12 protein-coding genes are annotated in these 13,652 nt (G+C 60.4%); 7 read left to right on the top strand and 5 right to left on the bottom strand.

Annotation, left to right across the window (positions count from 1 at the left end; all coding sequences use genetic code 11):
- Nucleotides 1–27: 27 nt before the first annotated feature.
- The 3 genes from IAE77_RS26370 (at nt 28) to IAE77_RS26360 (ending at nt 2,923) form a co-directional block, all read left to right on the top strand.
- Nucleotides 28–945 (top strand): hypothetical protein, encoded by a 918-nt coding sequence (locus IAE77_RS26370; RefSeq protein ID WP_294233293.1) that lies wholly within the window; start codon nt 28–30, stop codon nt 943–945.
- Between the two features lie 92 nt (nt 946–1,037).
- Complete coding sequence (locus IAE77_RS26365) at nt 1,038–2,375, top strand: DUF2157 domain-containing protein (protein WP_294233290.1); 1,338 nt, start codon at nt 1,038–1,040, stop codon at nt 2,373–2,375.
- On the top strand, nt 2,372–2,923 hold the full coding sequence (locus IAE77_RS26360) for a GDYXXLXY domain-containing protein (protein ID WP_294233287.1): 552 nt from the start codon (nt 2,372–2,374) through the stop codon (nt 2,921–2,923). Before IAE77_RS26365 ends, IAE77_RS26360 begins: the two co-directional genes overlap by 4 nt.
- A gap of 152 nt (nt 2,924–3,075) precedes the next feature.
- On the opposite strand, the gene IAE77_RS26355 is transcribed toward IAE77_RS26360, so the two are convergent.
- Nucleotides 3,076–4,347 carry a Gfo/Idh/MocA family oxidoreductase gene (locus IAE77_RS26355; RefSeq protein WP_294233285.1) on the bottom strand — a complete coding sequence of 424 codons (1,272 nt, stop codon included), beginning with the start codon at nt 4,345–4,347 and terminating at the stop codon, nt 3,076–3,078.
- Nucleotides 4,348–4,450: 103 nt separating this feature from the next.
- Entirely contained in the window at nt 4,451–6,493 is a 2,043-nt protein-coding gene (locus IAE77_RS26350) for an autotransporter outer membrane beta-barrel domain-containing protein (RefSeq protein ID WP_294233282.1), read from the bottom strand.
- A gap of 242 nt (nt 6,494–6,735) precedes the next feature.
- On the opposite strand from IAE77_RS26350, the gene bioB reads away from it, so the two are divergent.
- Nucleotides 6,736–7,767 (top strand): biotin synthase BioB, encoded by a 1,032-nt coding sequence (gene bioB / locus IAE77_RS26345; protein ID WP_294233280.1) that lies wholly within the window; start codon nt 6,736–6,738, stop codon nt 7,765–7,767.
- 23 nt (nt 7,768–7,790) lie between these two features.
- Nucleotides 7,791–8,237: a hypothetical protein gene (locus IAE77_RS26340; RefSeq protein ID WP_294233277.1), complete on the top strand. Its 447-nt coding sequence runs from the start codon at nt 7,791–7,793 to the stop codon at nt 8,235–8,237.
- Between the two features lie 3 nt (nt 8,238–8,240).
- Here the strand turns inward: IAE77_RS26340 and IAE77_RS26335 are convergent, their stop codons facing one another.
- The 3 genes from IAE77_RS26335 to IAE77_RS26325 all read right to left on the bottom strand — a co-directional run bounded on the left by IAE77_RS26335 (nt 8,241) and on the right by IAE77_RS26325 (nt 12,901).
- Nucleotides 8,241–9,068, bottom strand: a complete 828-nt coding sequence (locus tag IAE77_RS26335; protein WP_294233275.1) for a purine-nucleoside phosphorylase — start codon at nt 9,066–9,068, stop codon at nt 8,241–8,243.
- A 120-nt stretch (nt 9,069–9,188) separates the two neighbouring features.
- Nucleotides 9,189–11,654 (bottom strand): DEAD/DEAH box helicase, encoded by a 2,466-nt coding sequence (locus IAE77_RS26330; protein ID WP_294233272.1) that lies wholly within the window; start codon nt 11,652–11,654, stop codon nt 9,189–9,191.
- A 26-nt stretch (nt 11,655–11,680) separates the two neighbouring features.
- Nucleotides 11,681–12,901 (bottom strand): site-specific DNA-methyltransferase, encoded by a 1,221-nt coding sequence (locus IAE77_RS26325; RefSeq protein ID WP_294233269.1) that lies wholly within the window; start codon nt 12,899–12,901, stop codon nt 11,681–11,683.
- A 6-nt stretch (nt 12,902–12,907) separates the two neighbouring features.
- Between IAE77_RS26325 and IAE77_RS26320 the strand changes: the two genes are divergently transcribed.
- Together IAE77_RS26320 and IAE77_RS26315 are read left to right on the top strand one after the other, a co-directional pair.
- Complete coding sequence (locus IAE77_RS26320; protein ID WP_294233266.1) at nt 12,908–13,132, top strand: helix-turn-helix transcriptional regulator; 225 nt, start codon at nt 12,908–12,910, stop codon at nt 13,130–13,132.
- Entirely contained in the window at nt 13,129–13,608 is a 480-nt protein-coding gene (locus tag IAE77_RS26315) for a hypothetical protein (protein WP_294233263.1), read from the top strand. The genes IAE77_RS26320 and IAE77_RS26315 overlap by 4 nt, the downstream gene beginning before the upstream one ends.
- Nucleotides 13,609–13,652 lie beyond the last annotated feature (44 nt).

Genomic DNA, 13,652 nt, shown 5'->3' with positions numbered 1-13,652 from the left:
TGTCCCGTTTGCGTACGTTGTTCACGCGTGTCCGGACTGTTTCTCACGCTCAAGCGTGAACAACATACCCAAACCGAATTTGCCTTGCCACGCCGCCGCGCTTCTGGCGGAATGCCACGGATGAGTAAGTCGCGCACGTTATCCCACAGCCCTGTTGTGCTTGTGATGGCCGTCTTGGGAGCCTGTGTTGGCGTTTTTGTCCAAGTCCTGCGGATAGCGAACAGGGTGCCGGAGTTCCGTTCCCTCGCCAAGGTAAGCGCAGAGGGTCCACGTATGATTCGAGGATACGAAGGACGAGTGATCGACCGCCACATGGTAATCGTCGAAACTCTTGGTTCGAGCGAAATGCGGCGTCGTGCTCTTGAACGCGTGAGGAGCCTGCATCCAGAACTCCAAGACAAGGAAGTCGAGATCAGGGTCTTTTCAGACAGCGCTGCTCCCGCCTTCAGCGTTCTTGCCACGGCCTCGGAGCCACGATACGCTCAGATCTTCCTTGGGGCGCTATTGGATGAATTCATCGCGTTTGAGATGGCGGCATGGGAGCAATCATTTAAACGAAACCATCGGCAACTGCTTGATGAGCTGGAACAGCGGCGGAAACAGACAGAAACAGCTTCCCAAAAACTTGAAACCCTCCGTGCTGAATCGCTAGCAGCAGTCGAATCAACGAGTGGCGCATCAGTTCGCAAGAAAGAGGCCGAAGCGGCTTTCGCCGCCGCAGATCTCGCAAGACGGGCGAGTTTCGCAACCGTCGAAGCAGCGAGAGAGCAGTTCAAGGCGCACAATCCCTTCATTGCTGTTCTCGAACGTCCCACCCCTGCGATGGAAAACATCGAAGACTGGGTCATGCCGTTCACAGTCGGTGCCATCGGTGGGGGTTTGCTCGGTGCTCTCGTGGGCCTGTTGCTTGCTTGGTTGCTCGTCTGCCAGCCTCGTGCCGCCTGACCTCGAATCACTTTTCTCAATCCAACCATGCAGAGCATCAATTCGCGCCTTCGTGGCGAACTACGCAGACTCGCCGCCAATCTTCTCCCGCCATGAACTCCCACCATCGCTGGCTGCACGAACAACTCCCGCAATGGGAGCGAGACGGCATCGTCACTGCCGAGAACGCCCGTTCGCTGCGGCAGCGACATCCGCTGGATGATTCCACATCCGGCGTGGGGCAGATCGTGATGGGTGCGCTCGGCGCGTTGCTCATCGGCGCCGGTCTCATCGCGGTGATCGGCTACAATTGGGATGACTTCTCGCGGCCGGTGCGGCTGTTGTTCGCGTTTCTGCCGCTGCTGGCGGCGCAGATCGCCAGTTTTCGCGTGTTGCAGCGTGGCGATGCCGCCGCCGCGTGGGTGCGCGAGACCGTGGCCTTGCTGCAAGCCCTCGCCACGGGTGCCTGCATCGCGATTGTCTCCCAAATCTACAATCTGGGCGGCGAGTGGCCGGATTTCCTCTTCTGGTGGATGCTGCTGAGCCTGCCGCTGGTCTGGGTGCTGCGTTCGCAGGCCGTTGCCATCTTCTACCTCATCGCCATCGCGACCTGGAGTGTCAGTCAGATCGAAACCGGCAGGGCCTGGCATGACAGCCCGCTGCTTTATCCGCTGTTGCTGCTGGGTCTGCTGCCGTGGTGGCCTGGCTGGCCGCCAAAAACAGCGCTTTCGGTCTCAGTGCGCTGGGTCATGACGATCAGCGCCATCTTCGGCCTGTGCAGCGCGGCCGTCTTTGTGTGTGAGCAATCCGACCGCTTCCTCAGTTTCCAATTTGAGACGGCGATGTGGCTTTGGACACTCACCGCCGCCGCGTTCGCGCTCTTCCCGCTCAATCAAGCCGCCTTTGAAGAACCCACGCGCCGCAAGCCGCAGGTCGTGCTCGGTTCTCTCTGGCTGCTTGGTTATGGCTTGGCCATGACTAATCATGAAATAGGCCGCGACATTCTTATGGGAGTCTCACGATCCATAAAGCTACCTTGGTGTTGGGGTTTGCTAATTGTGTTAATTCTGTTTGTGCTGCATGCATTACGGCGTCGTCGATGGGCTGTTCTGAGCCTCTCATCAATTGTGATTCTGCCATTGCCCAGTTGGCTTACCATGAATGCGATGAACTCTGTTAGCCAGAGTATGCTGTCGCTGCCATCTTGGCTGGCCACACTGCACCTCGCGGCCATCGGACTCACTCTCATCGTGCTCGATTTCAGCGGCAGGCGTGGTGCGCCGCGTTTCGGTGCTCTCTTGCTCTCCGTGCTGATCATTCTGCGCATGGCGGACAGTCATTTCTCCCTTCTGGCCAAAGGCGTCGGCTTCATCGTCGTCGGCATCGCCTTTCTGGCCTTCAATCTCCTCATGAGCCGCCGTCGTCGTCCATCCACGCTCCCCGCCGCATGAAAACGCTTCCCATCATCATCTTCGGCATTGCCGCGCTCGCTCAGTGGGCCGCGCCGCTTGCCCAAATCTGGACGCATGAGCAAACGCTCGCGAAAGGCACGCTCATCAGGCTGAAATGTGTCGCCCCTGACCCCTACGATCCGCTGCGCGGCCGATTCCTCGCCGTGCGGCCGGAGCAGGATCAGGCCGATGTGCCTGCGGGCATGAAAGTGGAACGTGGCATGCACGTGTTTGCGACACTCATCACCAGAGCGGATGGTCTCGCAACGATCAGCCAGTTGTCCCTCACACCGCCCACCAGCGGCGACTTCATCCGGCTGAAAACTCGTTACGCCTATGACAACAAGGCCACCATCGAATGGCCCTTCGAGCGGTTCTACATCAACGAAAAGCTCGCACCCGAGGCTGACAAGTGGTTCGCGGAAAACATCCGCACCGCCCAAGGCATCATCGCCGAGGTACGCGTGCTGAACGGTCGCGCCGTGCTGGCAGACCTCAGCCTTGGCGGCAAACCCTTCCGCGAGATCCTCAAGGAGCGGGTGAAGTGACAGAGTGGTCCGCACAGTCCTCTGTGCGGCGCTCCGTCATCACTTGGAGTTCCATGCCACCAAGAGGCGGAACTCCGTGCGAGGTCGTGTTTGCAGATGAGAACCATGAGCCTGCGTGAAACCGCACAGAGGACTGTGCTGACCACTTTGGCTCAGATCTTCACGTCCCAGCCTTTGCGATAGCTGCCGCGGCCCCAGAGCTTGTCGGCGGCGGCGTTGTCGAGGATCTTGCCAGTCTTCGGATCGCAGCGCACGACGGTGTTGGTGCGGTAGGCCATGTTGCCGAGGTGGCACATCATCGTGCTCTTCTGGCCCTCGTCGATGGGGCTGTTGAGCTTCGCCTCGCCACGAATGGCGTCGATGAAGTTGCCGATGTGGGACACGTCGCCGGTGCCGGCCGTGCTGGCCTTGCCCTTGCTGACCTCCACGCCTTTCGGGTCGTAGATCGTCCAGGTGTCGCGGGCTGCGGCCATCGTGCCGTTGTCGCCATAGAACATGACTTCGGCCAGCGGCTTCTCGGCCGCACGTGGATGGCAGGAGCTCTGCACCCACTCACACCCTGCATGGCCGAAGTCATAGACCGCCGTGCCCGTGTCCGGGGTTTCCTGGGCGTCGTCGTAGAAGTAGCGGCCGCCGGTGTAGGTGGTGCGCAGCGGATAGTCGCCCTTCAGGCCCCAGCGCAGGATGTCCAGCGTGTGGATGCCGTTGTTGCCGAGCTCGCCGTTGCCCCAGTGCCAGAACCAGTGCCAGTCGTAATGCACCATGCTCTTGAAGTCGTGTTTCGCATCATCCGGCACGGGGCCCTGCCACAGATTGAAGTCGAGATCGGCCGGAGCCGGTTTTTCATTCACGGCGACGGTCTTGCGCGTGTTGTAGTAGAAGCCGCGACCGAACCGCACGGTGCCGATCGCACCCTCATGCATCGCGGTGATGGCGTCCTTCATCCACGTGCGGCGTTGGTTGCCCATCTGCACCAGACGATCGTATTTTTTCGACGCTGCGACGATCATTTCGGCCTCGTTCGCGTTCTGGCTGCCAGGTTTTTCCACATACACATGCTTTCCGGCCTGCATGCAGAGCAGCGCGGCGGGGGTATGCCAGAAATTCGGCGTGGCGATGAAGACGGCGTCCAGCGTCTTGTCATCCAGGAAGGTGCGGAAGTCCTTCACGCCCTGGCAGGACACGCTTTGCTTGTCGTTCACGGTTTTGAGGCCGATTTCGAGGCGCTTCGGGTCCACCTCCGCGAGGTAGGCGATCTCCACGTTCGGGATCTTCAACAGCGCCCCCACATGCCCCATGCCGCGTCCCAGAGCGACGACGGCGACTTTGATCTTCTTCTGCGCCGCGTCTGCGGCGCGGAGTTTTGGCAGGGCGGAGACAGCGGCGAGCGCTGACGTTTGGTGGAAGAAAGTGCGGCGGTTCATGGCGGGGAATCAAATCGACCCGCATGATCCATCTCTTGCACGCCGCTGGGGCACGCGACGAGAAAGGCGGCCGCCACGACGCACTCGCGAATGAGTGGTTCGCTCAGAACAGCACGCCGACCTGAACACCTCCGCCATATTCCGTGGTCCCGGAGCGGAAGACATTGCTGTAGGCCGTCAGATTGACCCGCAGGGCCTTGTTGGCGAGGATTTCGACGCCGACCTGCACGTTGGCGAAGTTCTGGCTCGAATCCGAGCCTGCGATGGCGCTGGACGGACCCGTGCCGAAGGCCTGCACGCCTCCACTGCCGATCACGGAGAAAGGCGTGCCCTGGAAGCTCGCGACGGTGCTGCTGGTGTGCTGCGACTGGTAGATCCACGCGGCGCTGAAATACGGCACGATCTTGCCGAAGTCCGTGTTGATGTGGTACGCGGCGTTGTAGCCCAGGTTGACGCGGAAGACGGAGAAGTCCTGTCCGGTCAGCGTCATGAGGCCTGGCACCGGAACGGCGGAGCTTTCCGAGTAACCATCGACGGTGCCAAAGGAGTAACGCAGGCCGCCCGTGGGGCCATGCACCCAGCCCTTGTGACGCATGTTGTAGGAGATCACCCAGTCCAGCGTGTGAGAAGAAGAACCTGGCGATGCCTCGGCCTCGCTGCCGCCGATCTGACGGCGGATTTCCGTTTCGCCGAGGGAGTAGTTGTAGATGAACGAATTGGTCAGCCCATACCACTCGGTCAGCACCGAGATGCCGACCGCGTTGCCGCGGCTTTCCATGTCGAGATCGGTCGAATGGCCGGTGCCATAGAGGTAGCTCCAGAAAGCGCCGACCATCACGTGGGAGGTGGCCAGGAAATCGACGCCCACGGTCGCGGCACCGTAACGGGAGTCGAGGGCACCATTGTTCGTGCCGCCGCTGTCCGAATCGACGCGACCGAGATTGCTGGAGGCCCAGATTTCCCAACGCCGGGAGCCGAAACCGGCCAGTTCACGCAATGTCACCTCATCGCCGCCCACGTTTTCGAAGTTCGAAGTGCCGCGGGTGATCTGGTTCGCGCGGGCCTGCACCGTGCCGACGGGGGCCTGCAGCGGGTTTTGAGCCTGCTGCTGGGTCTGCGGGGCCGTGTTGACACCGTTGTTGAAGTTGGTGATCCCGGCGGCGTCCATGATCGCGAAGCCGGCGCCACCGTAGTCGCCAGCAGAGACGCCGTTGAAGGACAGGCCGACGAAGATTTTTTGTCCCTGAAGGAAGGCCAGGTTCGGCTGGGTCAAAATGGGCGCATACTGGGAAATGTCGCCAAACGTGCTGGCACCCGTGGGGAAGTTGTTGTCACCGCCGTTGAGCACACCCACGACCTCGAGCTTTCCATCGCTGTTCGTGTCCGCAAAAATGGCCGAGCCGCTGTCTCCTTTCGCCGTGCCGACCTCGTTCGGGCCGCCCGTGGTCGCGCCCATGGTGCTCGTGTTGCCATCCGGTTTGTCAAAGTCCGTGAGGATGACAAAACCTGATTCGGGGGTGATGGTGCCTCCCACGGTGATCGTGGGCACGCCCACGGAGTCGATGGTGTTGGTGCCGCCTTTGAGAATGCCGTTCACCTGGTTTTGATCGGCGATGTTGTTGCCTCCCAGGTTGACAGTCCCGTCGGCATGCAGGCCGTGTCCCGCCTGGATCGCCTGCATGCCCAGGGGTGAGGCGGAACTGACGGCCGACGCCTGGAGGGTGCTCGCACTCGGCTGTCCGCCTTCGTCACGAACGACCGGAGTGAGCTGATCGATGCGGAAACTGATCACCGCCAGGTCATTGGTGGCCACTCCCCCGGGCGCGGTGCTCCACAGCGGATTCAGCGCGATCTGATTTGCCGCAGCGGTGACCGAGTAGGTGGCGCCGGTGCCGTTCTCACCCGGCGTGTTGCCAAAGTAGATCTTGATCGTACCTGCGCCTCCGTCCAGCACGCCGTTGTTGTCGCTGTCCACGTTGTGCGCCGCGGTCAGGAACTTGAAGACACCGGCCTCTGTGGACGGCACCAGCGTTCCCGTTCCCGTTGCATTGTTGTAGTCCACAAAACCCATGGTGCGTCCCAGGTCCAGATTCGCCGCGAAAGTGATGTGCTGGTTGCCGATCACGCCAGGGGAGGCGGAATTCACGCCCACAATCGCCTGCGACGGAGACGTGGTAAAGAACACGGAAAGCAGGAGAACGGGGAAGGCACGAAGGCTCATTGTTTTCATCGTAAAAGAATGGCGGCCCGCCTTTTAGCTGTTTGCGGCGGCCAGTTCAAAAGCAAAATGAGTGCCGGGGCGATGTTGCCGACGCTGCGCCCTGAGCACACACTTTCCCCGTGCATCCGGTCCGTTTCCGGCCACTGTCCGGGCCGAATTTCCCCTCCATGACCTTCGCCGAGCTTCACCGCATCTATCACCAGCCCTTCTTTGACCTCCTCAAGCAGGCCCGCGCCGTGCATGACGAGCATTGGACGGACAACTCGGTCCAGCTTTGCACCCTGCTCAGCATCAAGACCGGTGGTTGCAGCGAAGACTGCGGCTACTGCGCCCAGAGCGCCCGCTACACCACCGGCGTGCAGGCGGAAAAACTCATGCCGAAGGAGCAGGTCATGGAGCGTGCCCTCGCCGCACGTGCGAACGGCTCCACGCGCTTCTGCATGGGTGCAGCCTGGAAAGGCGTGCGCAAAGGCACGCAAAAATTCGACCAGGTGCTCGACATCGTGCGCGACGTTTCCAAGCTCGGCATGGAAGTCTGCGTCACCCTCGGCGAACTCGGCGCGGAAGAAGCCGCCGACCTCAAGGAAGCCGGCGTCACTGCCTACAACCACAACGTGGACACCTCGCCGGAGCATTACCCGAACATCGTCAGCACGCACACCTTTGAAGACCGCCTGCGTACCATCCGCCACGCGCAGGACGCCGGCATGTCCGTCTGCTGCGGCGGCATCCTCGGCCTCGGCGAGACCATCGACGACCGCCTGAAGATGCTGGAAGTCATCTCCAACTTCAATCCGCAGCCCGAGAGCATTCCAATCAACGCCCTCATGCCCATCAAAGGCACACCGATGGGCGACAACGAAGTCGTCGATGCCTTCTCGTTCGTCCGCATGATCGCCGTCACGCGCATCGCCGTGCCGAAGGCCAAAGTGCGCCTCAGCGCTGGCCGCACGAACCTCAGCCGCGAAGCCCAGGCCCTCGCCTACTTCGCCGGTGCGAACTCCATCTTCTACGGCGACAAACTCCTCACCGCCGCCAATCCGCGCGCCAACGAGGACATGAAACTCCTCCGCGACCTCGGCCTCGCTCCCCTGGAGCCCAATCCCGACCTCGAAGCTCCCGAGGCCATGAACGGCGTCCCCCTCAGCCCCTGCTGTGACCATTCCTGCAACAAGGAAAAGGCGAGCGCTTGTTGCTAGCGAAACGTTCCAGCAAGCAACTCATGAGCCAACAAAGCCCGATGCGTTTTGTGATTCGGGCTATTCGGTTGCTTTTGTTGCCATTCCCTGCCGCGTATTTTTTGGGCACGTCAGTAATGGTGATCGCAGATCATGTCATGCGACCTGATCGCAATCGTGTTGAATCGGGAGACGCAGGTGAATACATCGGTGGCATCTTGTTGCTGCTTGTCGTTGCCAAGTTTCAAATTTTCCTCGGAGTCCCGTCGTTGCTGATTCTCGATGCCAAGGCATGCAGATTGCGCGGATACACAATCACTGCCTTCGTGATCGCAACTGTCATTTCGTTAGCGTTCTCCATGATGCTGCGGGCTCCCGAGCTCGGAGAGACGCTGGGATGGATGTTCCCTCGCGTATTCGCCATTCTGGGCGTTCCTGTTGTCCTGAGTTATCTGCTGGCGTTCAGCCTGCGGAGGAAAGGCGATCAATAGCGTTCACACCACCGCCTTCAACAGCCTCGCCAGATACAAACTCGCGGTCTTGCCGACCTCGACGACTTCGGCGTGATGCAGTGTCTGTGGCCTCAACCCGGCGGCCCAGTTGGTGAGCATGGAGATGCCGGCGACTTCCATGCCGAGGGCGCGGGCTTGAATCGCCTCGGGCACGGTGGACATGCCGACGGCGTCGGCGCCAAGGGTGCGCAGCATGCGGATTTCGGCGGGCGTTTCATACTGCGGGCCGAGCAGCGCGGCATACACGCCCGCGTGCAGCTTCAAACCGATCTCCACTGCTGCGGCGTGAAACCGTTCCGCCCACGGCCGCGAATACACCTCGCTCATGTCGTGGAAGTTCGGTCCGCCGAGCAGCGGCGTGGTGCCCTGGAGGTTGAGATGATCGGTGATGAGCATCAGACCGCCGACGTGCAGCGACTCATGAATCGCGCCCGCCGCGTTCGTGAGTACGATGCGCTTCACGCCGATCTCGTACATGAAACGAATGCCCGCCGTGACTTCGGCGGCACTGAGTCCTTCATACAAATGCCGCCTCCCTTGCGCGATCAGGACCGGCTTGTCGTGATGCCGCACTAAAACGAAACGCCCGGCATGCCCCGGCACCGTCGAGGCACTCAAGCCGGGCACGTCGGCATACGGCACTTCAAGGAGCGGGGGATTCGCTTCGCGGCTACGCAGCTGTCCCCCTCCCTCTCGCGGGTCGGGAGACCCCCATTCCTTGGTTCCAAACGCCTCCGCCACGGCCCCCAGGCCGGAACCAAGCACAATGGCGGTTTCAGGACGGGCGTTTTGAAGTGCAGTGAGCGACATGGCGTGAGAAAAGTGGTCCGCACAGTCCTCTGTGCGGATTTGGACGTCAGGTGGCGCTCGTTGCGCCGCACAGAGGACTGTGCGGACCACTATCTGGCGCTCATGCGTGTCTTCAACCGCTCACTTCACCATCAAATAATGCCGCGTCTTGCCGTGCTTCTGCTTGTTCGTCAGCGGCGGCAGGTCGAGGTGGAAGAAGTGGCGCAGCGTTTTGGTGTGATGCTTCAACACCGCTTTCGCGGCTTCCTTGAGCGCCATCCAGCGCTTCCACGGATGATCCGGTGCGTGCGTGATGTGGCGCAGCAGGCTTAGCCACTCGACGTAGGCGCGTGAGATGTCGCCCTCGGCGATGTCGGCCTTCAAATCCTGCGCACCGGGTTGTTCCGGATGCAGCATGGCATCGAGCAACTCCGCCGCGCCCTCGCCGTAATCGACCGGCAGGCCGTTCTCGAGATAGCCATGATGATTGACAAAGCCGTAAGTGCCGCGGCACACGGCGGCGAGACGTTCGGAGCCACAATCGAGCGGCAGATCGAACTTCGAGCCGCTACGCAGGTTCGCCATGTGATGCACGAGATCATCCGCAGGATAACTTTCGTCTTCGAGCGCCGCGACCACGGCCAGGCCCTCGCCGTGCTGGAAGAAACTGAAAATCTCGCCGCGCCGCGTCGGCACGCCGTGCGCATCGATGAGACCCAGCGTGCGCCACGCGTGAATCGGCGATCCGATGCGTGGCTCGCGATCGGTCGTGGTGGTTTCGGGCGTGTGGACGCCTGTTTCGTTTTTCACGACGATGCTGCGCTCCTGTGGTGCAAAGAGCAGCGCTCCATGACCGTCCTCGTAAGCCATCACCTCCACTGGAGCGAGATCGAAGCAGGCAAACACGAGGTTCTCTTTCGCAATTGTGCCGATGAACTCCGGCGCGACGTCTTGGATGACCTCTTCGATATTCGCGAGGATCGCCTTCGCCAGCTCGCCGGCATGCAGCACGGTGATTTCTTCCAGCGGCACAGTCTCGATCTTCCTCGAAAGCTTCAGCAGACGACGAATCGACTTGGTGGGCTTGATGAGATCTCCCTCCGGCGTGCCGAGGCTGATCTCGACGCCATAGGTCACTTCTTTCTCGCGACGAATCTTTCCCACGCGTCCGATGCCATGCGCAAACTTCGCCGCGAAGGCCGGAACGGCGAGCGTGCCATGCACGCGGCTCAGCGGCATGCGTTGCAGCGCGTGTTTGTGTTTGCGCTCCCATTCGCCAAACGAGTTCAAAACCTGCTTCTCCGTCGCTTCGAGTCCGAACAAGGCCTTCGCGTGTTCCAACTGCGGATGTGTGATACTGGGCTCCAGTTCCTCCAATCCGAGCAACGGCGGCACTTTGGCGAAAAGTCGTTCGGAGAAATGCTTCGCCGCCTCAAAGGGATTCTCCTGCGTCGTCGCCGCGTGCTTCATCACGCGCAGAAAAATCGGCCATGCGAGCAACGCGCTGCGGTGCAGCCGCGCGGGCCGCGCATCGAAGATGGAAGGACTGTCGCGGCTGGTGATGACGTGGCCCTTGTCATCGAGCCCACGTCGTCCCGCGCGGCCATACATTTGCAGCAGCTCATCTGGCGCGAGTTTGTGCTCGCTGCGACCATCGTGAAAAGTTGTACCTGCCACGTGCACGCTGCGCACGGAGAAATTGATGCCAGCAGCCAGTCCCATCGTCGCCACGATCACGCGGAGCTGTCCCGCCTTCGCCAATGGCTCGATCACACCCGCGCGTGCGCCGTATGACAATCCGCTATGATGAAACGCGATACGTTTCTCGATCAACGTCGCCAAATCCTTGCCGCACACTGCACGCTGCTCAGGCGTGAGATCGAGCGGATCGCCCATTGGCAAGTCGGCGGCGAGACGTCGTGCGATTGACTCCGCCTCCTTGCGACGTGGTGCGAAGATGAGCAACGGCGCGAGATCCGCGAGCATCACCGCCGCTGCAAAACGCGGCCAGTAGTTCTCAAACTGCCGCTGACGCTGCGGCAGCGTTTCAACGGGTGCTTCCTCGAGCGGCACGGGCCTCTCGCGCGTCGCCACGACTTCGGCTTTGCGATTCAACGAACGCATCCACGCCACGACATCCTCCGGATTCGCCACCGAACCGCTGAGCAGCAGCAAACGCGTCTCCGCCGGAGCCAGTGCGACAGCAGCTTCGTAATTCGCGCCGCGCGCATGATCCGAAATCATCTGATACTCGTCGATCACCAGCAGCGCCGGCCCTTCGCCGCGCACGAGACGCTCGAGCTGCGTCTCCAGCGTCGCCACCACGACTGGCGCGTCCACATTCTCCGCGATGTCACCCGTGGCGATGCCCACGTTCCACTTCGCCTCCTTCCACTCCGCATACTTGTCGTTCGCCAGCGCCCGCGTCGGCACCGTGTAGATCGCCTGGCCCTGCAGATGCCGTCCCTGATGCAGCAGCTCAAAGATGTACGTCTTCCCCGCACCCGTCGGCGCGCTCACGACCACATCCGTTCCTGTGCGCAGCAGATTCACCGCCTGGTGCTGCCAGGGATCGGGAAGTTTGAGCTGGTTGAGAGACGGAAGCAAGACAGCTCCTTATGGAGCACAAAGCTTCACTTGTCACGAAGGCTGGACCGCTTCTGACGCTGAAGCTTTTGCTTTTGGTACTTCACCTCTTTTCGTGACCGCAGTGGTGTCCCTGCTACGGCTTCCTCTCGCAAGAACAACAAACCTTGTTCGACGTTTTCCGCGTGATGACGTTTGCTGTCAGTCGCATTGACAACAGATCCACCGTTGATTGTCCCGGAAGAGTAAACAGCCCGACGGAAATCCACGGCTTCACCAGCCATCAAGGCATCGTAAGCATGAACAAGATCATGCTCGGTCGCGGTTTCGCCGAAGAAGCGAAAGGAACTGGCGGCCAGATAATCGAGTCGTTCCTCGAAGGCGAGCCAGTGACGACCTTCCCGTTCAGCGACCTGGCCGGTGGTGTTGGAACCTGCGAAAATGTCCAGCACCACGTCTCCCGGCTCGGTGAGAAAGCGGATGAAGAACTCCGGCAGCTTTGCCGGGAAGCGGGCGGGATGTCCTTTGGCTTCCACGGCCTTGCAGCCGCGCAGGTAGCAGCCGTTGGACTCGGAGTTTGGGATTTGAAGCAGATTGGAAGGAATGGCACCACCGTTGTCTTTGCCGAAACTAGCGCTGATGTCGTGGCCTGAAGGTCTCTTTTTTGGCGTGTAAAAGGCGGCGGGATCTTCGATGAGCTTTTTCATCCGGTCGCTGTATTCCGCCAGCACCTTTGACACGTTTGCCTTGGGCCAGGGTGTCTTGCTGAACCACCAGACCGTGTTCACCGCATCTTTTGCCCGCAGCTTGCGCTTGTTCACCCATTCGATGGGGCTGGGGAGTTTCGAGGGATTGTACCAATAAAAATCTTCCGCGAGATGAAAACCGAGGTTGTCGCAGAACTCGATGAGCACGCGGAAGGGATACAAACTGCGGCTTGGTTGTCCTGGTTCGTAAGCGCCACCGAGGTCGAGCACGAAGCTGCCAGTTTCCTTCAACTTGTCCTTCACCAGCCGTGCGAACTGAGCCAGCCAGGCCACATATTCATGTTGCTGCTTGTTACCGTATTCCTTCTCCCTCAGCAAGGCGAATGGCGGGCTCGTCATCACGAGATCGATGCTGCCGTCCTCCAGCTCCGCGAGCAGTCGCAGCGAGTCGCCGCAGTAGGCCGCGCCGTGGTTTGTCTGATAGATGGGTTCTGAGTGTGTCAGCAACATTGCGCCACTTATAGTCTGTAGATTCATAAGCATCAACCCGGCTTTGGTCACGACATCATGCCGCAACCCAACGCCCGACAGCGATTCGCCGCAAATCTGAAGGAGCAGAGGCTCGCCAAGGGACTCTCGCAAGAAGATTTAGCGGATCTGTGCGGCCTGCACCGAACCTACGTCGGTTCTGTCGAACGCGGAGAGCGCAACATCTCCATCGACAACATGGAACGCTTCGCACAAGCGCTGGAGATGCCGCTCGAAAAACTCATCCGGGAGCGCAAGGCGTGAAAGCCCACCCCGACAAAGCCCGGCTTGAACGTCTGCGTCCTGCCATCCGCGAACTGCAAGACCTCGCCACCAAGCATGGCATCAACGACATCTTCCAGGACAACGGTGGCAAGCTGCTCCAAGTCCTGATCCTCACCGGGTTGCGATGCCTTGGCAAACGTGAGGGCAATGATGCAGTGGATGAGCATGGCAACGAGTATGAACTCAAATCGGTGAACACGCTGCTCACCAAAAGCTTCTCCACTCACCATCACATGAACCCAACCATCATCCGCAAATATCGGCAGGTGGGCTGGGTTTTCGCCATCTACGAGGGGATAGAGTTGAAAGCTCTCTATCGCATGGCTGCAGAACAGCTTGACCCCTACTTTACGAAATGGGAATGCAAATGGCATGAGTCCGGTGGGAAAGACATCAACAACCCGAAGATTCCCGTTCGGTTTGTGGTGGAGAACGGAAAGCCGATCCCGTTTTGATCCGATCACTCAGACAACCGCGGACTTATTCACAGCATTCTCAC

The sequence above is a fragment of the Prosthecobacter sp. genome, assembly GCF_014879935.1.
GTDB lineage: Bacteria > Verrucomicrobiota > Verrucomicrobiia > Verrucomicrobiales > Verrucomicrobiaceae > Prosthecobacter.
This window is presented reverse-complemented; position numbering and strand designations above follow the sequence as displayed.

Coding starts and splice junctions, on each gene's coding strand:
- IAE77_RS26365 (WP_294233290.1), top strand. CDS start 1,038: ATGAACTCCCACCATCGCTGGCTGCACGAACAACTCCCGCAATGGGAG.
- IAE77_RS26360 (WP_294233287.1), top strand. CDS start 2,372: ATGAAAACGCTTCCCATCATCATCTTCGGCATTGCCGCGCTCGCTCAG.
- IAE77_RS26355 (WP_294233285.1), bottom strand. CDS start 4,347: ATGAACCGCCGCACTTTCTTCCACCAAACGTCAGCGCTCGCCGCTGTC.
- bioB (WP_294233280.1), top strand. CDS start 6,736: ATGACCTTCGCCGAGCTTCACCGCATCTATCACCAGCCCTTCTTTGAC.
- IAE77_RS26340 (WP_294233277.1), top strand. CDS start 7,791: ATGAGCCAACAAAGCCCGATGCGTTTTGTGATTCGGGCTATTCGGTTG.
- IAE77_RS26335 (WP_294233275.1), bottom strand. CDS start 9,068: ATGTCGCTCACTGCACTTCAAAACGCCCGTCCTGAAACCGCCATTGTG.
- IAE77_RS26320 (WP_294233266.1), top strand. CDS start 12,908: ATGCCGCAACCCAACGCCCGACAGCGATTCGCCGCAAATCTGAAGGAG.